Raw genomic sequence first — 21,529 nt, 5'->3', positions numbered from 1 at the left:
ACGTTCAGTTGCAAATACTCGAGCCGGTCAGTTCGCTCGAAGAACGGCGTAGGTCCTCGTTACCCGGCTTGAACTGGTTTTGTCTGCCGTCGTGAGACTCGGACTGGCCGTTCGTCAGCATCTCGACTCGGTGTGCGTGCTGACGCTTCCACCGTCCCCGAACGCAAGCACCGTCCGTGAGACCGTACACGAGGGATCCGGGGTCGCAGTGGTCGTCGTTTCGGTGGTCGTGCCGTCAGATTCGGCGGCGACCGTCGTTTCGTAGGCCCCTTCCTCGGAGAGGATCATCTCGAGTGCGCCACCGGCAGGGAGCGACACCGAGCCCTCGAGAACGGTCTCGTCCCCGGTGACGATATCCATCGTCGCCTCGAGGGCCTCGTCCGCCTCGTTCACGAGCCAGCAGTCGTGGACGCCGTCGTGATCGCGGTCGTCGATGAACTCGTCGATGGCTTCGTCCGCGTCGTCGTCGAGTTCGGCCTCGAGATCGATCGCTTCTACTCGTTCGATCGACGCCTCGTCGACGTGCTCGAACTCGACCCAGTCGGCTACGTCCGGGCCGGTATCGTCTTCGGTACCTCGCTCGTCCGTCTCTGATCCCGCGTCGTCTCCGCCGACCACGTTCGCCACGTCGGCCGCAGGCGAAGCGTCGCCCAGACAGCCGGCGATCGCACTCGAGACCGAGGCGATACTCGCCCCCACCAGGAGGAACCTTCGTCGATCCATGTCAGAGTGAGAGCGCACCGAGCGTCAAGCCACTTTCTCAGGGTTCCGGGAGTGTTCGGATGGCGAACCCGTTGGTCCTGACGCAAACGGCGGACTACAGGCTTCCAACCCGAAATTTGAGAGGCCAACGATTTCCGGCGTTTATACCCGTCACTGTCGACCCCCTCGCTGCCGCTCGAGGCAATCCAGTATGACAGGTACAACACTCGGTCGACGGACGATAACGATCGCACTCGTCGTCGGACTGGCTGCACTGACGCTTACACTCGCGGCCGGTGCGGTGGCTGCAGAGGAAGACGGCGACACCGATTGGGTCGAACTCGACCTCGACGAAACGATCACCGAAACCGAAACACAGGAAGAGACGACCGAATCGGTCGTAATCCAGGAGGAATCGGAAACGGATGTCCAGGAAGATGAGTTAGATTACGAGCTCCCTGATCTAGATCTCGACCTTGGGCTCAATGATACTGGTTCAGACATCGTCGACGATGTCGACACCGATCCTGGTGACGACGTGAACGATGACCTTGTCGACGACATTCTCGACGATACACTGCCGGCTGAAGAAGACCTGAGGCCGTGACTCCTCAGTTAGGCTGAGCCGAAAATCACGAGTGGTAGCGTCGTCCCTCAATGTGACGGTGCGGCCACCGTGAGCTACCACCGGGACGTACGACCTGCGCCCGGTTCGAACTTCTACCCGGTTCCCCTGGTTGGATAACCGAACTGACGGACCAACTGGTATAGTAGCCACTGCACGTCAGTGCACACCTGATCGCCAGACGGATCGGTGATCAGTGTGTGAATCGTTGCAGTTGTTACTATAGCCGTTCGGGTGTCGTGGCAAAACAAACAGTAAGAAACGTTGCGGTGGCGATACGGAATAGTCAGTCTGGGTCGATCATCGACTCTCAACCGCAGTCGTTGGCCGACAACGATGTCCCGAAACGGGAAATCGACGATATCGATGCCAGCGGGGAATCGTCTTTACGCGGCCCAGACGTTCGTCGCTGCGACGGAGCCGAACTGGATGTTCTCGTTCTCCTGCAGACTCACCTGGGCAGCGTCTGCACTCTCACCGTTTTCGGCGACGGCGATGGCAGCCTGCTGCTCGTTGACGTTCTGCTGGTCGATGAACTGGACCTGTTCGAGCTGTGCGGTCGCGTGCTGGCTCGGGTCGTTCGTCTGGAGCGCGTCGTAGTCGTAGGCGAGCCCCTCGAGGCCGTCGACGTCCTCGCCACCAACGGTGACGCTCATGGTCGAGGTGACCATCGCGTTCTCGTACTGGTGGCTCGGGCCGGCGTAGACGTTCAGCGCATCGGCGAAGCCGACCTGTGCGTTGATGTTGCTCTGGTAGGCGAGCTGCACCGCGGTCGCTTCGCTGCCGTTGGTGGCGTACGCGAACGCGGTGTTTTGCAGGTTGACGTTCATCTGCTCGACAGCCTGCTCCTGGGTCACTTCAGAGGTCGCCGACTGGATCTCGTCCTTGTCGGCTTTCTTGTGGTGGTCGTCTTTCTCGTCGCCGAAGGTATCGACGACTTCGTCGGTTTCGAGGACATCGTTGCTGCCGTCGAAGCCAGCAGTGGCGACGTCCATCCCGGCCATTCCAGCGACGATGTTCTGGGCGCTGGCATCGGCGAGTTGTTCGTTGAGGTTCGTCTGGTCAGTGAACTGGATGGCGGTCGCCACGCTGTCTTCGCCGACGGCGATGGCAACGGCACCGTCCTGTTCGTTGACGTTCAACTGGTCACCGGCCTGTCCCTGGGCGACCTCGGCCTCGGCGACCTGATCGACGCCGGATCCGGAGTCACCGGATTTCGTGTGGTCGCCGGTCTTGTCGACGAACTCACCGCCACCGACGTAGACGTTCGTCGCGTTTGCAATTCCTTGCTGCAGGTTCTGGTTAGACTGATGGGACTGCTGGATAGCGGTCGCCGTACTACCGTTCTCGGCGATCGCGAACGCGGTGTTCTGTTCGTTGTAGTTCAGCTGGCCGACTTCCTGGACCTGGGTGACGACCGCTTCGGCTTCCTGGTCGCCGTCAACTTCGGCTTTGTCACCTTTCTTGTCGGCGATACCCCAGCCGTCGAAGCTCTGGCCGTCACCGTTACCGATGATAATGGTGACGTCACCGACGTCGTCGAACTGGACCACGTCACCCTGGACGTTGTCAGCTGATGCATCGGCGAACTGTTCGTTGGAGTTCAGCTGGTTGGCCTCCTGAACCGCGGTGGCCTCACCGCCGTCGATCGAAATCGACGTGGCGTTACCCTGCTGGTTGATATTCACCTGGTCGACGTCCGAGTACTGGGTGACCTCTGCGTCTGCAACCTGATCACCGGAGGCGTGAGCCTCGATGTACTCCTCCAGGGTCATATCGTCGCCCAGATCAGCACCGAAGACGAGGTAGAGTCCCTCGTCGTTCTCGAGTGCGTATGCGCTTTCGCTCGCGGGATCCTCTTGAGCGGCGGCGCCGGCGGCACCGGCGCCGAGCATCGCGACGGCGACGATGCAGGCCATCAAAATCGTCGTACACTGTGAACGTATGGTCGTCGTGTTGGTCATGATTCGTTTGACGTAGACCGTGAGAGTCTTTGTTTCCGGAACTCCACGGCGTGAACCTTCATTTCCTGATGACTGACTTTGTTATCTGTCAGTTGCATAGCGGATGCAGTCGCCTACCGATCAGAAGCGGTCACCTTCGAACTCGAATGCGGTGACTTCCGACGCCGGCTCGAGATGGCCGGTCGACGATCGAGGTCTCGACGGCAGGTGCGGGCCCAGCCGATCACGAGTAGCCCGGAGTGCAACACGTTGGTGAGCGGCGAAACCGCTCGAGCGGCCTCGAAAGTACAACTATCCCACTCCTCGGTGACCGAATCAGTCACTGGGGTGAACTGTTCGACAGTGTCTCGGGTGGTCGGAGATCGGTTACGGGTGGGGGTGGGTTGTGAATAGGCGCTCCGTATGGTTATTAAGCGACGCCCAACGGATCTTTCATCCTGTCCCTATCTCGCCCGTAGACGGTTTCAAACGACGAAATTCAGGTCTGGCCTCTGAAACCGTTTGGCGGGTTGAAGTGGGACACCGTGATGAGACCGGACTGGGCAACGCGTCACAGCGGGGACACAGGGAGTCGGATGGTACTCCCGTGACGAGCGGTGGCCATGCGTGGTCGTCGCATCCGTTACGGAGCGTACCCCCGGGGTGATGCGTGCCTCGTGACTATCAAACATGAAGCGCGCATTCGCAATTACACTGACGGTAGCGATGATCGGCGCCCTCGCGTTTATGGGGTTCGCCGGAACAGCAGCAGCACACCAGAAAGCAGAGCCAGTCGAGAAAGCAGAGCCGGTAGTCGTTGAACAGCAGCCACAGGTCAGCCAGACTGCGAACTCTGACCTGGTTCAGATTCAGGATGGCGATCAGGTGAACATCAACGAGCCCGAGGCCGAGATCAACCAGGGCCAGGCCGCTGGCGTTGGCGCTGCCGAGGCTGAAGCCACCGGTGGCGACTGGACCTTCGAACTGAACGTCGATGGTGAAAACGGTGAACCAGTCGAAGTCTTTGAGAGCAATGGTAATGACAACGGCGATGATGGTGCCTTCTCGGCTGGTGACGCCGACGCTGGCGCTCTGGGCATCGGCATCGCTGACAACGTGACGCAGACGCAGGACGCGACCATCGACCAGTCGAACGAGCAGACCAACATCGCAGTCCAGGACGGTAGCTCCACTGCGACCAACATCCTCGGCTAACGAGGCCGTAACGACTTCCGTTATTTCTTCCTTTTTGTGTACCGGTAGCGAGCGACGGCTTGAACGATCGGCGATGGGGCCAGATTAGTACCAAACCGAGACGTAAATCCCAAAGCCGATGCGACGAGTAACAGAACTCGTGGACCACGCCAACTCGAGGACGGCGTATCTTCATTGATTCGGACGTCCAATTGTTACGGATCAGTGGCGTGTGTCACAATACATGACGGTTTCAAACGACGAAATCCGGCTCTGGCCCCTGAAACCGATTGTCGGGTTGAAGTGGGACACCGTGATGAGGCCGGACTGGGCAACGCGTCACAGCGGGGACACAGGGAGTCGGATGATACTCCTGTGACGAGCGGCGGCCATGCGATGGTCGCCGAATCCGTTACGGAGCGTATCCCTCGGGGTGATGCGTGCCTCGTGACTATCAAACATGAAGCGCGCATTCGCAATTACACTGACGGTAGCGATGATCGGCGCCCTCGCGTTTATGGGGTTCGCCGGAACAGCAGCAGCACACCAGAAAGCAGAGCCAGTCGAGAAAGCAGAGCCGGTAGTCGTCGAGCAGCAGCCACAGGTCAGCCAGACTGCGAATTCTGACATGGTCCAGGTTCAGGAAGGCGATCAGGTGAACGTCAACCAGCCTGAAGCCGAGATCAACCAGGGCCAGGCCGCTGGCGTTGGTCTCGCAGCGGCTGAGGCCACCGGTGGCGACTGGACCGTTGAGGTGACCTTCGATGGTGACGGTGAGGAACCACCAAATGACTCACCCATTATCGAATTTGGTGAGCCTGATAACAATGGCGATGGTGGAGCCTTCTCAGCTGGTGACGCTACCGCAACCGCTGTTGGCATCGGTGTCGCTGACAACGTGACGCAAACGCAGGACGCGACCATTGACCAGTCGAACGAGCAGAACAACATCGCAGTCCAGGACGGTACCTCGACTGCGACCAACATCCTCGGCTAACGCGGCCGTAATCATTGACCGTTATTTCTCTTTTTTACAGCGAGTCCGAGAGACGCCTTCAACCATCGTCGATAAAGGTTGGTCAGTACCGAACCAAGACGTCAACAAGAGCCATCCCAATGAGTAATCGAACTCGCCGATAACGGTAACCCGAAGGCGGCATATGCTCACTGGACTGTGGGTCCGAATGATCCGAACCGAGGTCGAACGTCCCGCCTTTAGACGATTTTCAAACGACGAAATCCGGCTCTGGACTCTGAAACCGTTTATCGGGTTGAAGTGGGACACCGTGATGAGACCGGACTGGGCAACGCGTCACAGCGGGGACACAGGGAGTCGGATGATACTCCCGTGACGAGCGGCGGCCATGCGATGGTCGCCGAATCCGTTACGGAGCGTACCCCCCGGGGTGATGCGTGCCTCGTGACTATCAAACATGAAGCGCGCATTCGCAATTACACTGACGGTAGCGATGATCGGGGCCCTCGCGTTTATGGGGCTCGCCGGAACAGCAGCAGCACAGACCACCCAGGACGCTGATTCTAACATGGTCCAGGTTCAGGAAGGTGATCAGGTGAACGTCAACCAGCCTGAAGCCGAGATCAACCAGGGCCAGGCTGCTGGCGTTGGCCTTGCATCGGCTGAGGCCACCGGTGGCGACTGGACCTTCGAGGTGAACGTCGCTGGTGAAGAAGGTGAGATTGGGGCCCTGAATGACGGCAATACCAACGGCGATACTGGTGCCTTCTCGGCTGGTGACGCTACTGCTACCGCTATTGGCGTTGGCTTCGCTGAAGACGTGGAGCAGACCCAGACCGCGGAAATCGACCAGTCGAACGTGCAGAACAACATCGCAGTCCAGGACGGCACCTCCACTGCGACCAACGTAATCGGCTAACGCAGCTGTAACTACCTCCGTTATTCCTATTTTACAACGATACTGCACGAGGTCTGCACCAACCGGCGGCAGTGGCGGACCACAACAGAATTGAAACCTCGATACGAGAAACCCCGCAGCGAGTAACCGAATTTCCCGACCGCAATACCTCGAGGACGACGCACACGTGCCACGTCGGTCGGTGGATAATTAGCGACACAACTACCGTGAGGATTCTGACGCGGTTGGTGCCAGGAATCGACGTACATTCGCGGCTTAGACCCGGTCACCGTCGGCATCGAATCAGTGGAACATGAATTATCCGACGTACTGCTGCTCAGCCTGTCTTCGCACCTCTCGAACGGGAGTTCCGGTCTCGAGCGCCACAGACTGAACGTCGTCGAATTCCGCGCTAACGTCGTAAACCTCACCGTCGGCGTCGCTCGCCACCTTCACGGTCACCTCGTACTCCTCGCCGTCAATCTCGAGTCTCACCGTCTCAAATTCCCTAGTAGCAACCCACCTGTGGGTCACCCCAGCGTCCCGGACGCCGAGTGTGCCCGTCTCCTCCGCTAACGCTCGAGCCACGCGCTCCCGATCCGCTGGCCGGCAGATCACCTTCACCAGATGGCCGGGCCGGGACTTCTTCATCGTCGCCGGGAGGATGGAGACGTCTCGAGCGCCCGCGTCGGTGAGCGTCTCCTGCAGGCCGCCGAGAACCTCGGGGGTGGCGTCGTCGAGGTTCGTCTCGAGAACGGCGATGTCCTCCTTGCGGAGGCCGCCCCCGCCGTCGCCGACGAGGACCCGGAGCACGTTCGGGTGGGGCTCGAGGTCGTACCCACCCGCGCCGTAGCCGACGGCCGAAACCTCGAGCGCAGGGAGGGTTTCGACGCCGTCGGCGTAGTGCCCCAGGATAGCCGCGCCCGTGGGCGTGAGGAGTTCCCGCTCGACGGGGCCACCCTGCAGCGTCCAGTCGGCGCGGGCGGCGATTTCGACCACCGCGGGCGTCGGAACGGGATACTCGCCGTGGCTCATCGAGACCGTACCACCGCCCGTCGCGAGCGAGGTGGTGACGATCCGGTCCGGCTCGAGGTCGTCGATCAACAGCGCCGCGCCCACGATATCGGCGATGGCGTCGTCGGCCCCGACCTCGTGGAAGTGAATCTCCTCGAGCGATTCGCCGTGGACGCTCGCCTCGGCTTCGCCGAGGAGTTCGAAGATTTCGAGGGCGTCGCGTTCGACGGCTGTGGGGAGGGCCATCTCTTCGACGATGTCGCAGACCTCGCGGTAGCTCCGGTGGGGACCGTGGCCCTCGGCGTGGACGTGGTCGTGGCCGTGGCTGTGGTCCCCGTGATCATGGTCGCCACCGTGGCTGTGGTCGTCTTGTGCGTGCTCGTGGGACTGGTCGCCGTGATCGTGCTCGTGCCCACCGTCGTCTTCGGACGACCCGCCGCTCGAGCCCCCGTCACCGGACGCGTCCTCGAGCACCACGTCCACGCTCGTCCCCGAGATCCCCGCCTTGACGGTCTCCTCGAGCCGGTACTCGAGGGTGAGGACGTCCGAGTCGGTGATTGGCTCGAGGGCGTCGGGGTCGGCCCCGGCGTCGAGCAGCGCCCCGAGGATCATGTCGCCGCTTGCGCCCATCCGGCCGTCGAACGCGAGGTAGTTCATGAATCTGTTGGCGATGCCGAGGAGTAAAAAGTCGTTCACTCCCTCGTGGGTCGTCCCAAAAGCGACCGCTGCCGACACGTCTTTGTATTCCCCCCTCCGAGATTGGGGTGGTAGCATCTAGCACTGTGAGGACGAGCGCAAAACCTATCCGACCCGGAAACGGAGTCACAGACATTCCCGCCCATCCCGAAATATGAACGAAGTTCAACTGGAGGTTGCGAAGGCGTACCCGAACGACTCGGGTCGTGGTATCGCCCGACTCGACCCGGACACGCTGTTGCATCTGAAGCTGAGTCCGGGCGACATCATCGAAATCGAAGGCGCAGACACCACCGCCGCGAAGGTGTGGCGCGCCGACCGGCAGGACTGGAACACCGATACAGTCCGTATCGACGGCTTCACCCGGCAGAACGCCGACGTGGGTATCGGTGAGCGAGTCACGATCCGCAAAGCCGAGGCGACGAAAGCCGAGAGCCTCGTACTCGCCCCGCCGGAGGAGGCCTCCGTCCAGTTCGGCTCCGACGCAGCCGGGATGGTCAAACGCCAGATCCTCAAACGGCCCGTCGTCGGCCGGGACATCGTCCCCGTCATGTCCTCGACGAACCACCCGTTCATGCGGTCGCCGGGCCAGGCGATTCCGCTGATCGCCGTCGAAACCGAACCCGAAGGCGTCGTGCTCATCACCGAGGACACCGACGTCGAACTCCGCGAGGAGCCGATCAGCGGCTTCGAAAAGACCGGTGGTGGCATCACCTACGAGGACATCGGCGGGCTCCAGAGCGAGATCCAGCGGGTCCGCGAGATGGTCGAGTTGCCGATGAAACACCCCCAGATCTTCAAGAAACTGGGGATCGAACCGCCACAGGGCGTCCTGCTCCACGGCCCACCGGGGACCGGGAAGACGCTGCTCGCGAAGGCCGTCGCCAACGAGACCTCCGCGAGTTTCTTCTCCATCGCCGGTCCGGAGATCATCTCGAAGTACTACGGTGAGTCCGAACAGCAACTCAGGGAGATCTTCGAGGACGCCAGCGAGGAGTCACCGGCGATCATCTTCATCGACGAACTCGACTCCATCGCACCCAAACGCGAGGACGTCACCGGCGAGGTCGAACGCCGCGTCGTCGCCCAGTTGCTGACGATGATGGACGGCTTAGAGGCTCGAGGCCAGGTCATCGTCATCGCGGCGACGAACCGCGTCGACAGCGTCGACCCTGCACTCCGGCGTCCGGGCCGATTCGACCGCGAGATCGAGATCGGCGTCCCGGACGAGGTGGGTCGCGAGGAGATCCTCCAGATCCACACCCGCGGGATGCCACTGTCTGACGACGTCAACCTCGGCCACCTGGCCGACGAAACCCACGGCTTCGTCGGCGCGGACATCGAGAGCCTGACGAAGGAGGCTGCGATGAAGGCCCTCCGACGATACCTCCCCGAGATCGATCTCGACGAGGAGGACATCCCGCCGAGCCTGATCGACCGGATGATCGTCAAGCGCGAGGACTTCCGCGGCGCGCTCAACGAGGTCGAGCCCTCGGCGATGCGGGAGGTCCTCGTCGAACTCCCGAAGATCTCGTGGGACGACGTCGGTGGCCTCCACGAGGCCAAAGACCAGGTTCAGGAGTCCGTCGAGTGGCCGCTCTCGAGCCCCGAGCGGTTCGACCGCCTCGGCATCGACCCGCCGGCAGGCGTCCTGCTCTACGGCCCACCGGGCACCGGAAAGACGCTCATGGCGAAAGCCGTCGCCAACGAGACGAACGCGAACTTCATCTCCGTGCGCGGCCCGCAACTGCTGAGCAAGTGGGTCGGTGAATCGGAGAAGGCCATCCGCCAGACCTTCCGCAAGGCGCGGCAGGTCTCGCCGACGGTCATCTTCTTCGACGAACTCGACGCCCTCGCGCCCGGCCGCGGCGGCGAGGTCGGCTCGAACGTCTCCGAGCGCGTCGTCAACCAGCTGCTGACCGAACTCGACGGACTCGAGGAGATGGAGAACGTGATGGTCATCGGCGCGACCAACCGTCCGGACATGATCGATCCCGCACTCCTGCGCTCGGGCCGGTTCGACCGCCTCGTCATGATCGGCGAACCCGACGTCGACGGCCGCGAGCGAATCCTCGAGATTCACACCGAGGACACGCCGCTGGCCCCGGACGTCACCCTGCGTGAAATCGCCGAGATCACCGACGGCTACGTCGGTAGCGACCTCGAGTCGATCGCCCGCGAGGCGGCGATTGAGGCCCTTCGTGAGGACCACGAGGCCGATATCGTGGAGATGCGCCACTTCCGCCAGGCGATGGAGAACGTCCGGCCGACGATCACCGACGACATCCTCGAGTACTACGAACGGATCGAAGAGGAGTTCCAGGGCGGGCAGACCGGTCCCGACGTGGGTGGCCGCCGCGGCAGCCGCATCGGGTTCCAGTAGCGCGTCGACCTGTTTTCGGATTTTCGTTTCGCGTGCCGATCGCTGGGTCGCGGTCTCTGGCGAGTGACTCGGCGAGCCACCACGTCCCTGTCCTCAGCAGTTGCTCGCCTCGAGCAGTTGCACCCACCGACGACTGGGCGCGAATCTTCCACCGAATCGACGAGTAAGCATCTGTTACGAATCGGTAAGCGGCACTTGGACCGTCGGTTGACGTCGGGTGGCGCAGGCTCCCGCCGTGAGCGCCACGTTGGTTCTCGACCGGAGGCCGGTGACCCGGACCGCCAGCACGTCGACGGGGCCCGGTTCAGGCAGGGACCGACCGATTCGTGAACCGTACGTAGACATCCGGAACTGTCGGAACGGTAATGTCGTTCGACCCTGGAGTACGATGCTGACGTTCCGTCAGTAATGTCAGACCGATCACAGCAAACGCCAGCGACGCAAAACGAGCCATCCGCGAGGAGAAGCGACTCGAGCGCACAGGAGCCGGACCACCCATTTCTGGAGCGGCAGATTCCACACCTCGCCGAGTCGATCCGCAAGACGAGTTTCTGGGCGGCGATCGTGCTCCCGGTGTGTTACCTGCCGCTGCTCGCAGTGGGGCTCGGATCGCGTCTCGAGTCGACGGCGTTTCTCCTTCTGTTAGGGTGTAACCTCTTGGCGCTGTACGTCGGACACTCCTATCGACGGTGACTGTCGACGGTCCTCTCGTGTTGTCCGCTGGACGTCACCACCGTCCCCGGAAACGAATCCTGTATCCGTCAGGGAGTACAGCGTACCGCCTCAATCGCCGGGCCTCGAGCGGCCGACGCCTCGGAGGGCGAACTCCTCGCGGATGGCCCGTCGCTTGACGAGCGCGAAGCCGGCGACGATGAACCCGAAGCCGACGAGCGTTGGGACGTCGATCCCTTCGCCGAGGTAGAGCCAGCCCACCACGGCGGTGAAGATCGGCGCGACGTACGAGACCATGTTGATCTCGACAGCCCCGAGACGCTCCAGGAGGTCGAAGTACAGCAGAAAGCCCAGTGCGCTGGCGACGATCGAGAGATAGACGAGCGCGCCGAGTGCTTCGGGGTGGAGCCAGGCCGACGGGTCGATCGGTTCGCCGAGCGCGAGGCTCACACCGTGCATGACGAGTGCGCCGCCGAGCATCGACCAGGCCTCCATCGTCTCGATTGGCATGCCCGAGTCGATTCGTCGCGTGAGGATGCCCCCGAGGGCGAACGACGCGGCGGCACAGAAGACGAGGAAGGTGGCGACGAAATCCGTCGAGAGCAGGTTCGTGGGATCGGGCTGGGAGATGATCGCGACGCCGACGAGCCCGAGAAAGACGCCGACGAGGCCCACGACCGACAGCGCGTCGGACGGAACCAGCAGGCGCGCGAACCCGGTGGTCAGGACGGGCGAGAGGCTCACGACGATCGCGGCCACGGCTGCCGTCGTGTGTTGCTGGCCGACGAACAGGAACGCGTGGTAGGCCGCGATCAGCAGGACGGCGCCGACGGCGACGGTGAGCCACTCGTCTCGACCGTGGGGACGCCAGTGATCGGTCGCCACAACGGCGTACGCGAGCATCAGAACGCCGGCGACGTCGTAGCGAAGCGCCGCAAACAGCACCGGCGGCAGGTACTCGAGTCCCGCACTGATGGCGACGAACGCCGACCCCCAGATGGCAGCGAGTGCAATGAAGAGGCCGAAGTTTCGATACCGACTCACATCGACCGTCTCCCTCAGCCGTTCCTATAGGTTTCGATCGGCTTCTCGAGAGTCTATCGGGGGGTGAATAGCTGGTGGTTACTCGCTGTGCGGATCAGTCGTGATCGTTATCTCGATGATCGTTCCGGGTTCGAGTGCTGTCCGGTCGAGAAGCTGGAGAAATTGCTCGCCTTCCCCTCCACTCAACACACGGGCTCTGACAGTCTCGTCGGAGCGGTCGAGTTTCGCGTCGATCGCGTCGAGTCGAGCGAGGAGTTCTTCCTCGAGCGATCGATCCTCGAGTGATTCAATCCCGGACGCAGGCTCTACTCCGTCGGTGGCCCCGGTATCGGTGGCCGTGGACGTATATGGGTCTGGCGCAGTCCGTGCAAACGTCGCCTCGAGGGTGTCGAGGTCGACGCCCTCGGACTCGAGGTCGATGGGGTCGTGCCGGCCGACCTCGAGTGTGGTATCAGCTGCGAGTGGCTGCTCTTGTACCGCCTCCCACCGACGTCTCCGAATCCGTCTCGCAGTTTCCTCCGCGATCCATCCGGGAGCGTTCCAGCTTCCGTCTTCGTAGAGTCGGTGGACGTCGTGGTCGTTCGTCCCCCACGTGAAGCACCGATCGAACCGACGCTGAAACCGGCTGAGCCTACCACCTCCCGCGTGTTTGATGACGACCTCGATCGGAGCGAGTGAGCGGACGACGTCGTCGATCGTCTCGAGTGTCGGATGGTTAGACAGCCGAACTGACTGCGTCGTACACTGTGTGTTCGGGACACCGTCACCGGAACCTGTCGAAAGCTGAACGAACAGCGCGCCAGGATCGTCACCGACTGCTGTGAGCAGGCGGCGGGAACTCCCGGTCGTCGGCGACTCAGGTCCCGTGATCGTCACGCCACCGTCGTCGAGTACCTCGTCAGGGCAGTCGAACACTTCACAGGGTGTGACCTCTGGCTCGTCGTATTCGAGTGCGTTGTACAGTTTGGCAGCCTGGCCGACGAGGGTGATCGGCAACCTGCAGTCGAGTTCCGTCGCGACGCGGGCGAGTACCGTTGCGTAGTGGACCCCGGTGAGCGAACTCGTTGCAACCACGACTCGCGACCCGGCGAGCGCACGCTCGAGTACCGTTTCGAGTGACTCGTTGAGCGAGTCCGTGTAAGAGTTGTCGTTCGAGGCGTTCAACAACAGACAGTCGATATCGAACGGGTAGGAGGTCTCGAGGCCAGCGTATCCGGCACACGGTCGCGTCGTAAAATCGCCGGTAACGAGGAGATGTTGCTCACTGGTGGGCGGGCCGTCACCCGAATTCTCGTCGCGGAATCTGATGGCGAACCCGGCTGCCCCAGGCGTGTGTCCGGCAGAAACCGGTCGAATCTCGAGTGGTGGAAGGATCGATGTCCACTCCTCCAGTGGCTCGAGTGCCTCGAGTGCGATTGACACGTCGCCAAGGTCGTTGTCCTTCTGGGCCTCGGGTAACGCCTGCTCGAGGATCGCCGCTGTTGCCGGTGAGGCGTAAATCGGGGCACTGTGGTGGACGTTTCTCGCGAGCGTCTGGTAGTGGTCGATGTGAGCGTGGGTGAGCAAAATCGCGTTCAGATACTCGTCGTCGCCGAGCATGGATTCGACGTCGACGCCAGCGCCGGCATCGACGAGCAGACACGCACGCGTGCCATCTGCAGTCGTAAATCGCAGGAGTGTCGACTCGTTACCGCTGTGGACGTTCGCATGTTGATAGGAGACGCGCATGCGCTGGAATCGCTATTAATTTCACACTGCGGGAGTTTCAGTTTTTATATATTGATCGTCTATTTGCTGTGACGCCGATAGCGTGCCGCCAGCACAACGCCAGCTCGCTGCCTCGAGTGTGACAGAACTACGTCTGCCACCGCAGCAACCGGTGGAGATCAAAATTGAATCGTCGGACTCAACAGAGTGCCGGCAGGTCGCGGATCTCGTCGATCGACTCGGTCTGGCGGAACTGCTCGAGCAGCGGTTCGACGTCTGCGTAGCCGTCGGTGAGGACGACGTCGCCGCTGCGCAGATCGTAGTCGACGATGTCGTAGTCGGCCAGTCGCGGAAGGTGGTTGTGGACCAGCGAGACGTAGACGCGCTGTCGCGTCTCGCGTTCGACGCTGCCCGGGGTCGACTCGTCTTCCCAGGCGGCGATCTGGGTCACGAGGTCGTCGAGAGGGGCGTCTCCGCGATCGGCGAGCTGATAGAGGAGATAGCGACGTTCTGGCGCCGCAAGTAACGAACAGGCCGCTTCCATGCGGGCGCTCTTCGACTGGGTCATACCAGTACCTGAACCCGGGTAGTCCTATACCTGCCGCCAAAACAGATTGGTCCCGTCGCATGTCGGGGTGTCAGTGCCGGCCCGTGGTCGGGAACGCCTTTATCGGTTCATCCCCTGTCTCCGACCATGAGAGAGTTCGTCTTCGCCCTCGAGTACGAGCCGGAAACGAATCCGGTTGCCGACGTACTCGCCGAGCACCCGGGGGCGTCGATCCGCTCGCTATCGTGTCACGTCACCGCCGATAGTCTCTGGCGGGTCGATCACGCCGAGGGGCCCTCGGAGGCGCTCGCAGAACTCGAGGAAGCGTACGAGACGGCAGACTATTACGCTGACTGTCTCGTGAAAGACGACTGTGGGGCCGACTGCGAGGTACAGGTGCTCGATCGCTCGAGTGACGCGCTGGTCGTCTACACCTACTGGGACCGGACCGACGTCTGTACCTCGGTTCCCCACGTCGCTCTCGAACAACTGGGTGAGGGGTTGTTGTTCGAGACCTACCGGGAGGGTCGCCGATACCGGTGGCGGATCGTCCTCGGGAGCGAAGCGCCCGTCCACGAGTTCTTCGACGCACTCGGACGCGAGGTCGACGCCTGCACCGGAATGGAGGTCCTCCGACTGACCGAACTGGATCCCGACCGGAACGACGTCGATTCCGGCACCGGACCGGCCCTGCCCGCCGAACAGCGCGAGGCGCTCCGGGCGGCCGTCGAACACGGCTACTACGAGACCCCGCGAGAGGTCGAACTCGGCGACCTTGCCGACCGGCTTGCAATTCCACGCTCGACCCTTTCGTACCGTCTCCGGCGCGCCGAGGCGACGCTCGCACGGACCTACGTCGAGGCCGACGAGTCGCTCGAGGCGATCGTGGCGAGTGAGTTGGCGCACGCCAAATAAGGCGTATCACGATCGGGGTCGTACGAGTGAGCAATGAGCGATGTCGGTGTCGACGAGTCAGGCGAGCAGGGACGGACGCTCACGCTCTCGGTCCCCGAGATGGACTGTCCCTCCTGTGCGGGCAAAGTAGAGCGGAGCGTCGACCGACTCGAGGGAATCGAGGCCATCGAGCCCCGCGTGACGAGCGGGCGCCTCGCGGTGACCTACGACCCCACCGCGACCAGCGACGCGGCGATCCGCGAGCGCGTTCGCGCAGCGGGCTACGAGGTTGCAGACGAAGACGGCGAACGGACGTTTTCGGTCCCCGGGATGGACTGTGCCTCGTGTGCCACGAAGGTCGAGAACGCCCTCGAGGGCGTCGACGGGGTCGAGACGATCGAGACGCGTCCCACGTCCGGACGTGTGACGGTCACGGGAGACGGTGACGTCGACGCCGACACGGTTCGGAACGCGATCGAATCGGCGGGATACGAGGCACACTCGCTCGAGGATAGCACCGACGAGCCGGTGGCCCGGGCTCGCGCGGTGTGGGCGACACCTCGTGGCGGTGGGACGGCTCTCGGGGGTGTCCTCGTGGCCATCGGACTCGCACTCGAGTTCGTCTTCCCGGGGCTCGATCCGACGCTCGCGACCGCCCTCGGCCGTGAGTACGCGCTCTCGCACGTCCTGTTCGTCATCGCCGCCGCGATCGCCGGCGCGCCCATATTGCGCAACGGCTACTACTCGGCCCGCAACCGCAGTCTGGACATCGACTTCCTGATGACCATCGGGATCGTCGCATCGGTCGTCGCCCACCACCCGAAAGAAGGGGCGCTTCTCGCCGTCCTCTTCTCGGTCGCCGAGTTACTCGAGCGGTTCTCGATGGACCGCGCGCGTGACTCTCTCCGGGAGCTCATGGACCTCTCGCCGGAGACCGCGACGGTCACACACGGAGACGGCAGCGAAGAGACGGTCCCCGTCTCCGAGCTCGAGATCGGTGACCGCGTTGTCGTCCGACCCGGTGAGAAGATCCCCGCGGACGGCACCGTGCGGGACGGTGAGAGCGCCGTCGACCAGTCGCCGATCACCGGCGAGAGCGTCCCCGTCGACAAAACGGCAGGCGACGAGGTCTACGCCGGGACGATCGCCGACTCCGGCTACCTCGAGGTTACGGTCGACTCGCCGGCGGCGGAGTCGACGATCGCCCGAATCGTCCAGCTGGTCGAAGACGCCGAACGTGAGAAGACCGACCGAGAGCAGTTCATCGATCGCTTCGCCAGCGTCTACACGCCGATCGTGGTCGTCCTCGCCGCCGCGTTCGTGGTGGTCCCACCGCTCGTCTTCGGCGGGTCGTGGAGCTACTGGTTCCTCGTCGGGTTGACGCTCCTCGTGATCGCCTGTCCGTGTGCACTCGTCATCTCGACGCCGGTTAGCGTCGTCTCGGGGATCACCAGCGCCGCGCGAAACGGCGTCCTCGTCAAGGGCGGCCGTCACCTCGAGGCCGCGGGCGAGACCGACGTCCTCGCGGTCGACAAGACGGGGACGCTCACCGAGGGCGACCTCTCGGTGACCGACGTGATCCCGCTCGAGGGGGCCGACGAGGAGGAGGTGCTGGAACTGGCAGGCGCCGTCGAGCGACGCAGCGAACACCCGGTCGGTCGGGCGATCGTCGGCTACGCCGACGAGCAGGATGTTGGCGCCGATGACGGTGACGAACACGGCACCGCCAGCGACCTCGCAGTCTCGAACTTCGAGGCGCTGGCCGGCGAGGGCGTCCGTGCCGACGTCGACGGCGACACCTGGTACGTCGGCAAACCAGACCTGTTCGACGGCCTCGCGGATCTGGCGCACGTCCACGCGACGACCGACGGCGGCGTCTCGCTGGCGGCGATGGGCTACGAGACGACACCCCAGTGTAGCCGAGCGGATTGTCTCGACGTCCTCGAGAGCGTCGTCCCGGACCTCGAAGCACAGGGCAAGACCGTCGTGGTTGTCGGCACCGAGGACCGACCGATCGGCGTGATCGGCGTCGCCGACGAGGTTCGCCCCGAGGCCGCGTGGGCTATCTCGCGGGTCCAGGAGCAGGGCGTCCGCGTCGTGATGCTCACCGGCGACAACGAGGGCACCGCCCGCGCCATCGCCGAGACGGTCGGCATCGACGAGTACCACGCCGAACTCCTGCCGGAGGAGAAACTCCAGTGGATCCGCCGACTCGAGGGCGACGCCGGCGACGGAGGCCACGTCGCCATGGTCGGCGACGGTATCAACGACGCGCCCGCGCTCGCGACCGCCACCGTCGGCATCGCCATGGGCGCGGCGGGGACCGACACCGCACTCGAGACGGCCGACGTCGCGCTGATGGGCGACGACCTCACGCGCCTCCCGTACCTCTTCGAACTCTCGGAGAAGGCAAACGGCGTGATCCGCCAGAACATCTGGTCGAGTCTGGCGGTCAAGGCCGTCCTCGCGGCGGGTGCCCCGGTGGGGATCGTGACGGTCATCCACGCGGTCGTCATCGGCGACATGGGGATGAGCCTCGGCGTGACCGGGAACGCGATGCGGCTGGCGAACGTCGAACCCGAGACGCCGCCCACACACGAGGAGTGATCACCGTCGGGACGCTCTGAACCGGCGACGGATCGGCTCGAGTCCCGGTCGGCCGTCGACCCACCAGAGCGCGACGCCAGCGACGAGGATGACGGCCTCGAGCCAGAGCGTCGTGACCTCGAGGCCGGCGACGGTTCCAAGCGATTTCGTGCCGGTGTACTCCGGCATCGGCGTGATCGGCCACAGCAGAAAGCCGAGTTCGTGGTAGTCGCCCGAGACGACGTGCCACGGCACGTCGGTCGTGATGTGCGAGAGGTAGCCGATGGCGAACGCGACGCCGAGGAGCTCGCGGTTCCACGCTCGAGCGAGGACCCAGACGGCGACGACCAGCGGGAGTGCGAACAACAGCGAGTGACCGATCGTCCGCCCGACGTCGACGATGCCCGCGAACGCCAGTGGCTTGTCGATGAGGTCGGGGAGTGCCGCACCGACAACCGCGACGAGCGCCGGCAGTTCCGCGGGGGCGCTCCCCGTTCTCGCCCGGGAGTACCCGGCGTAGCACAGGTAGCCGACCGCCAGGTGAACGACCGGTTGCATCGGTCGGTGCTACGGTCTCGAGGTCGAAAAGCGACGGGGCCAGTCTCGTCCAGTCTGGCGTGTGTCTGTGTCGGTGTCGACTCCACTCTCGACCAACGCTGGACGCCAGTCGATTTCAGGACTCGTACTCGGCCCAGACGTACCGTGTCGCGAGACTGCGATAGGGCCGCCAGGGCGCTGCGATCTGTTGCATCTCGGCTCGCGATAGATCGTCGCCGTCGTTGTACAGTTGCTCGATCCCGCGACGGACGGCGAGGTCGCCGAGCGGGAGCACGTCGGGCCGCTGGAGGACGAAGATGCAGTACATATTCGCCGTCCACCGGCCGACGCCCCTGATCCGGGTCAGTTCGTCGATCACGCTCTCGTTCGACCTATCGGCGAGCCCCGCTCGAGTCAGGTCGCGCTCCTGAAACGCGCTGGCGACGTTCCTCACGTACTCGACTTTCGTCCTCGAGAGGCCGGCCTCCCGAAGTTCGTCGGTCGACGCCTCGAGTACTCGCTCGGGAGTGACGGTGTCGTCGAGGACGTCCCAGACGCGCTTTCGGACAGCGGTCGCGCTGGCCGTCGAGAGCTGCTGGTTGACGATCGAGACGCAGAGCCGTTCGAACTCGTCGACTTCGGGATCGAGTGGCTCGAGGTCGTGGCGCTCGAGCAGGTCGGCCATCACGGGATCGGTTCGGAGGACGGTGTGGGGGTCGTCGGCGCTCGCGTCTGGTTCGACCGGCATTCGGATCGATAGGGTGGGTGCGAGAGAGCAAAAGCTCGTTGCTCGAGGTCGTTCGAAACGGGCGAAAAAACGGATCGGTTCGGTCGTCGTGGCCGGACGGGGTGGTGCGGGAGAGATTACTCGAGGTCGAACCGGTCGAGCATCATCACCTTGTGCCAGGCGTCGACGAAGTCCTGGACGAACTGCTCTTCACCGTCTGCAGCCCCGTAGACTTCGGCGATGGCGCGAAGTCGGGAGTTCGATCCGAAGACCAGGTCGACGCGGGAGGCCTCGTACTCGACGTCGCCGGTCTCGCGGTCGCGAAGCTCGAAGACCAGTTCGTCCTCGTCGGCTGCGTCCCACTCGTAGCCCATGTCGAGGACGGTCTCGAAGAAGTCGTTGTTCAGCGTCTCGGGCTCGTCGGTGAAGACGCCGAGGTCCGAGTTCTGGTAGTTCGCGTCGAGGGCACGCATGCCACCGACGAGAGCGGTCATCTCGGGGGCCGTCAGGTCGAGCAGGTCTGCCCTGTCGACAAGCAGTTCCTCCGCCGAGCGGTCCATCACGTCACCCTCGGTGAAGTAGTTGCGGAAGCCATCGGCGTCCGGCTCGAGCCACTCGAAGGACTCGACGTCGGTCTGTTCCTGAGTCGCGTCGGTGCGCCCCGGCTCGAACGGCACGTCCACGTCGTAGCCGGCATCCGCCGCAGCCTGTTCGACGGCCGCACAGCCGCCAAGGACGATGAGGTCGGCCAGCGAGATTCTGACGTCGTCCGACCGGGAGCCGTTGAACTCGGACTGAATCTCCTCGAGCGTCGAGAGCACGGTCGCCAGCTCTTCGGGCTCGTTGACCTCCCAGTTCTTCTGGGGCTCGAGGCGGATGCGCCCACCGTTTGCGCCACCGCGCTTGTCGCTGTCGCGGTAGGTCGAGGCCGACGCCCAGGCGGTCTTGACCAGCTGGGAGATCGAAAGCTCCGACGCGAGGATCTCGTCTTTGAGTTCGTCGATCTCTGCCTCGCCGACGAGTTCGTAATCGGCGTCGGGGATGGGGTCCTGCCAGAGGAAGTCCTCCTCGGGCACCTCGGGACCGAGGTATCGCTCCTTCGGGCCCATGTCGCGGTGAATGAGCTTGAACCAGGCCTTCGCGAAGGCCTCCTCGAGTTCCTCGGGGTTCTCGTAGAACCGTTCGGCGATCTCACGGTAGTCCGGATCCTTCTTCAGCGCGAGGTCCGTCGTGAGCATCATCGGCGTCTGGCTGCCCTCGGGGTCGTGGGCGGCCGGTGCCGCGTCCTGTGCCTCTTCGTCGACCGGCGACCACTGGTAGGCACCGGCGGGACTCTCGTCGAGTTCCCACTCGTACTCGAACAGGTTCTCGAGAAAGTCGTGGTTCCACTCGATCGGCGACTCGGTCCACGGCCCCTCGAGCCCGCTGGTGATCGTGTCGTCGCCTTTCCCACTGCCGTACTCGTTCTCCCAGCCGAGGCCCTGCTGCTCGATGGGGGCGCCCTCTGGGTCCGGCCCGAGGTTGTCGTCGGGGGCCGCGCCGTGAACTTTCCCGAACTCGTGTCCGCCAGCGATGAGCGCGACTGTCTCCTCGTCGTTCATGGCCATGCGGCCGAACGACTGCCGGATGTACTCCGCCGACTTTTCTGGGTCCGGATCACCGCCCGGCCCTTCCGGGTTCACGTAGATCAGACCCATGTGGTCTGCGGCGAGGTCGCCCTCGAGCTCTCCCTCGTCGTCGTGGCGCTCGCTCCCGAGCCACTCCTCTTCGGGACCCCAGTCGACGCCTTCGTCGGGCTCGAAGTCGTCCTCGCGGCCGCCAGCGAACCCGTAGGTCTCGAAGCCCATCGACTCGAGGGCGACGTTACCCGCGAGAACGAGCAGGTCGGCCCACGAGAGGCTCCGGCCGTACTTCTGCTTGACCGGCCAGAGCACCCGACGTGCCTTGTCGAGGTTGACGTTGTCCGGCCAGCTGTTGAGGGGCGCAAAGCGCTGTCGACCGCCAGTCGCGCCACCGCGGCCGTCGGTGGTGCGGTACGTACCTGCGCTGTGCCACGCCATCCGGATGATGAGCGGCCCGTAGTGGCCGTAGTCGGCCGGCCACCAGTCCTGGGACGTCGTCAGAACATCCTCGATGTCCGCTTTCACCTCGTCGAGGTCGAGTTTCTCGAACTCCTCGGCGTAGTCGAAGTCGTCGTCTCGCGGATCGACGGGACGACCGTTCTGGTCGAGGATCTTCAGGTTCAGCTGCTCAGGCCACCAGTCGTGGTTTGACCCAGTCATCGATAGACGATTACCACTTTTCCCTATTAAGATTGTCTACTTCGGAAAGGAAGTCTTCCTTCACGACGAAGCAATCTTTCCCATTCCCTAATTTTTCTCGGT

Annotated in this window: 17 protein-coding genes; 8 read left to right on the top strand and 9 right to left on the bottom strand. The window is 63.5% G+C overall.

Going from position 1 to position 21,529, the window contains the following annotated elements; translation table 11 throughout:
- Positions 1-114: 114 nt before the first annotated feature.
- A complete protein-coding gene (locus tag B1756_RS19470; protein ID WP_161493202.1) occupies positions 115-723 on the bottom strand; it encodes a hypothetical protein in 609 nt (202 codons plus the stop codon).
- A gap of 280 nt (positions 724-1,003) precedes the next feature.
- On the opposite strand from B1756_RS19470, the gene B1756_RS16855 reads away from it, so the two are divergent.
- Positions 1,004-1,309 (top strand): hypothetical protein, encoded by a 306-nt coding sequence (locus B1756_RS16855; RefSeq protein WP_152031332.1) that lies wholly within the window; start codon positions 1,004-1,006, stop codon positions 1,307-1,309.
- 404 nt (positions 1,310-1,713) lie between these two features.
- Here B1756_RS16855 and B1756_RS16850 read toward each other — a convergent pair whose 3' ends face one another.
- Positions 1,714-3,246, bottom strand: a complete 1,533-nt coding sequence (locus B1756_RS16850) for a hypothetical protein (RefSeq protein ID WP_186336475.1) — start codon at positions 3,244-3,246, stop codon at positions 1,714-1,716.
- Between the two features lie 750 nt (positions 3,247-3,996).
- Here B1756_RS16850 and B1756_RS16845 point away from each other — a divergent pair.
- The 3 genes from B1756_RS16845 to B1756_RS19720 all read left to right on the top strand — a co-directional run bounded on the left by B1756_RS16845 (position 3,997) and on the right by B1756_RS19720 (position 6,359).
- Entirely contained in the window at positions 3,997-4,485 is a 489-nt protein-coding gene (locus tag B1756_RS16845; RefSeq protein WP_186336541.1) for a hypothetical protein, read from the top strand.
- A gap of 439 nt (positions 4,486-4,924) precedes the next feature.
- Entirely contained in the window at positions 4,925-5,461 is a 537-nt protein-coding gene (locus B1756_RS16840; RefSeq protein ID WP_086889604.1) for a hypothetical protein, read from the top strand.
- A gap of 436 nt (positions 5,462-5,897) precedes the next feature.
- A complete protein-coding gene (locus B1756_RS19720; protein WP_086889603.1) occupies positions 5,898-6,359 on the top strand; it encodes a hypothetical protein in 462 nt (153 codons plus the stop codon).
- A gap of 297 nt (positions 6,360-6,656) precedes the next feature.
- Here B1756_RS19720 and larC read toward each other — a convergent pair whose 3' ends face one another.
- Complete coding sequence (gene larC / locus B1756_RS16830) at positions 6,657-8,009, bottom strand: nickel pincer cofactor biosynthesis protein LarC (RefSeq protein WP_086890237.1); 1,353 nt, start codon at positions 8,007-8,009, stop codon at positions 6,657-6,659.
- Positions 8,010-8,202: 193 nt separating this feature from the next.
- Here larC and B1756_RS16825 point away from each other — a divergent pair, with 193 nt between their 5' ends.
- Positions 8,203-10,431, top strand: coding sequence for a CDC48 family AAA ATPase (locus tag B1756_RS16825; RefSeq protein ID WP_086889602.1), 2,229 nt, complete (start codon positions 8,203-8,205; stop codon positions 10,429-10,431).
- Positions 10,432-10,839: 408 nt separating this feature from the next.
- Positions 10,840-11,124: a DUF8028 family protein gene (locus B1756_RS16820; protein WP_120649708.1), complete on the top strand. Its 285-nt coding sequence runs from the start codon at positions 10,840-10,842 to the stop codon at positions 11,122-11,124.
- A gap of 90 nt (positions 11,125-11,214) precedes the next feature.
- On the opposite strand, the gene B1756_RS16815 is transcribed toward B1756_RS16820, so the two are convergent.
- The 3 genes from B1756_RS16815 to B1756_RS16805 form a co-directional block, all read right to left on the bottom strand.
- Positions 11,215-12,147, bottom strand: a complete 933-nt coding sequence (locus tag B1756_RS16815) for a DMT family transporter (RefSeq protein WP_086889601.1) — start codon at positions 12,145-12,147, stop codon at positions 11,215-11,217.
- 78 nt (positions 12,148-12,225) lie between these two features.
- A complete protein-coding gene (locus B1756_RS16810) occupies positions 12,226-13,875 on the bottom strand; it encodes an MBL fold metallo-hydrolase (protein WP_086889600.1) in 1,650 nt (549 codons plus the stop codon).
- Positions 13,876-14,053: 178 nt separating this feature from the next.
- Positions 14,054-14,422, bottom strand: coding sequence for a DUF7344 domain-containing protein (locus B1756_RS16805; protein ID WP_086889599.1), 369 nt, complete (start codon positions 14,420-14,422; stop codon positions 14,054-14,056).
- Between the two features lie 126 nt (positions 14,423-14,548).
- Between B1756_RS16805 and B1756_RS16800 the strand changes: the two genes are divergently transcribed.
- Entirely contained in the window at positions 14,549-15,316 is a 768-nt protein-coding gene (locus B1756_RS16800; protein ID WP_086889598.1) for a helix-turn-helix domain-containing protein, read from the top strand.
- Between the two features lie 33 nt (positions 15,317-15,349).
- Entirely contained in the window at positions 15,350-17,902 is a 2,553-nt protein-coding gene (locus tag B1756_RS16795; protein WP_086889597.1) for a heavy metal translocating P-type ATPase, read from the top strand.
- Here B1756_RS16795 and B1756_RS16790 read toward each other — a convergent pair whose 3' ends face one another.
- From B1756_RS16790 to katG, 3 genes are all read right to left on the bottom strand, one after another.
- Complete coding sequence (locus B1756_RS16790; protein WP_086889596.1) at positions 17,903-18,439, bottom strand: metal-dependent hydrolase; 537 nt, start codon at positions 18,437-18,439, stop codon at positions 17,903-17,905.
- A gap of 115 nt (positions 18,440-18,554) precedes the next feature.
- A complete protein-coding gene (locus B1756_RS16785; RefSeq protein WP_086889595.1) occupies positions 18,555-19,166 on the bottom strand; it encodes a DNA-3-methyladenine glycosylase family protein in 612 nt (203 codons plus the stop codon).
- Positions 19,167-19,282: 116 nt separating this feature from the next.
- Positions 19,283-21,427, bottom strand: coding sequence for a catalase/peroxidase HPI (gene katG / locus B1756_RS16780; protein ID WP_086889594.1), 2,145 nt, complete (start codon positions 21,425-21,427; stop codon positions 19,283-19,285).
- Positions 21,428-21,529: the final 102 nt, after the last annotated feature.

Source organism: Natrarchaeobaculum aegyptiacum (assembly GCF_002156705.1).
GTDB classification, from domain to species: domain Archaea; phylum Halobacteriota; class Halobacteria; order Halobacteriales; family Natrialbaceae; genus Natrarchaeobaculum; species Natrarchaeobaculum aegyptiacum.
The sequence above is the reverse complement of the archived record's forward strand: the minus strand, read 5'-3'. Positions and strand labels throughout refer to the sequence as shown.

What these genes read in the sequence shown, in the direction of transcription:
- B1756_RS16820 (WP_120649708.1), top strand. Translation starts at nt 10,840, where the DNA reads ATGTCAGACCGATCACAGCAAACGCCAGCGACGCAAAACGAGCCATCC.
- B1756_RS16785 (WP_086889595.1), bottom strand. Translation starts at nt 19,166, where the DNA reads ATGCCGGTCGAACCAGACGCGAGCGCCGACGACCCCCACACCGTCCTC.
- larC (WP_086890237.1), bottom strand. Translation starts at nt 8,009, where the DNA reads ATGAACTACCTCGCGTTCGACGGCCGGATGGGCGCAAGCGGCGACATG.
- B1756_RS16795 (WP_086889597.1), top strand. Translation starts at nt 15,350, where the DNA reads ATGAGCGATGTCGGTGTCGACGAGTCAGGCGAGCAGGGACGGACGCTC.
- B1756_RS16810 (WP_086889600.1), bottom strand. Translation starts at nt 13,875, where the DNA reads ATGCGCGTCTCCTATCAACATGCGAACGTCCACAGCGGTAACGAGTCG.
- katG (WP_086889594.1), bottom strand. Translation starts at nt 21,427, where the DNA reads ATGACTGGGTCAAACCACGACTGGTGGCCTGAGCAGCTGAACCTGAAG.
- B1756_RS16840 (WP_086889604.1), top strand. Translation starts at nt 4,925, where the DNA reads ATGAAGCGCGCATTCGCAATTACACTGACGGTAGCGATGATCGGCGCC.
- B1756_RS16850 (WP_186336475.1), bottom strand. Translation starts at nt 3,246, where the DNA reads ATGGCCTGCATCGTCGCCGTCGCGATGCTCGGCGCCGGTGCCGCCGGC.
- B1756_RS19470 (WP_161493202.1), bottom strand. Translation starts at nt 723, where the DNA reads ATGGATCGACGAAGGTTCCTCCTGGTGGGGGCGAGTATCGCCTCGGTC.
- B1756_RS19720 (WP_086889603.1), top strand. Translation starts at nt 5,898, where the DNA reads ATGAAGCGCGCATTCGCAATTACACTGACGGTAGCGATGATCGGGGCC.
- B1756_RS16845 (WP_186336541.1), top strand. Translation starts at nt 3,997, where the DNA reads ATGATCGGCGCCCTCGCGTTTATGGGGTTCGCCGGAACAGCAGCAGCA.
- B1756_RS16790 (WP_086889596.1), bottom strand. Translation starts at nt 18,439, where the DNA reads ATGCAACCGGTCGTTCACCTGGCGGTCGGCTACCTGTGCTACGCCGGG.
- B1756_RS16805 (WP_086889599.1), bottom strand. Translation starts at nt 14,422, where the DNA reads ATGACCCAGTCGAAGAGCGCCCGCATGGAAGCGGCCTGTTCGTTACTT.
- B1756_RS16825 (WP_086889602.1), top strand. Translation starts at nt 8,203, where the DNA reads ATGAACGAAGTTCAACTGGAGGTTGCGAAGGCGTACCCGAACGACTCG.
- B1756_RS16800 (WP_086889598.1), top strand. Translation starts at nt 14,549, where the DNA reads ATGAGAGAGTTCGTCTTCGCCCTCGAGTACGAGCCGGAAACGAATCCG.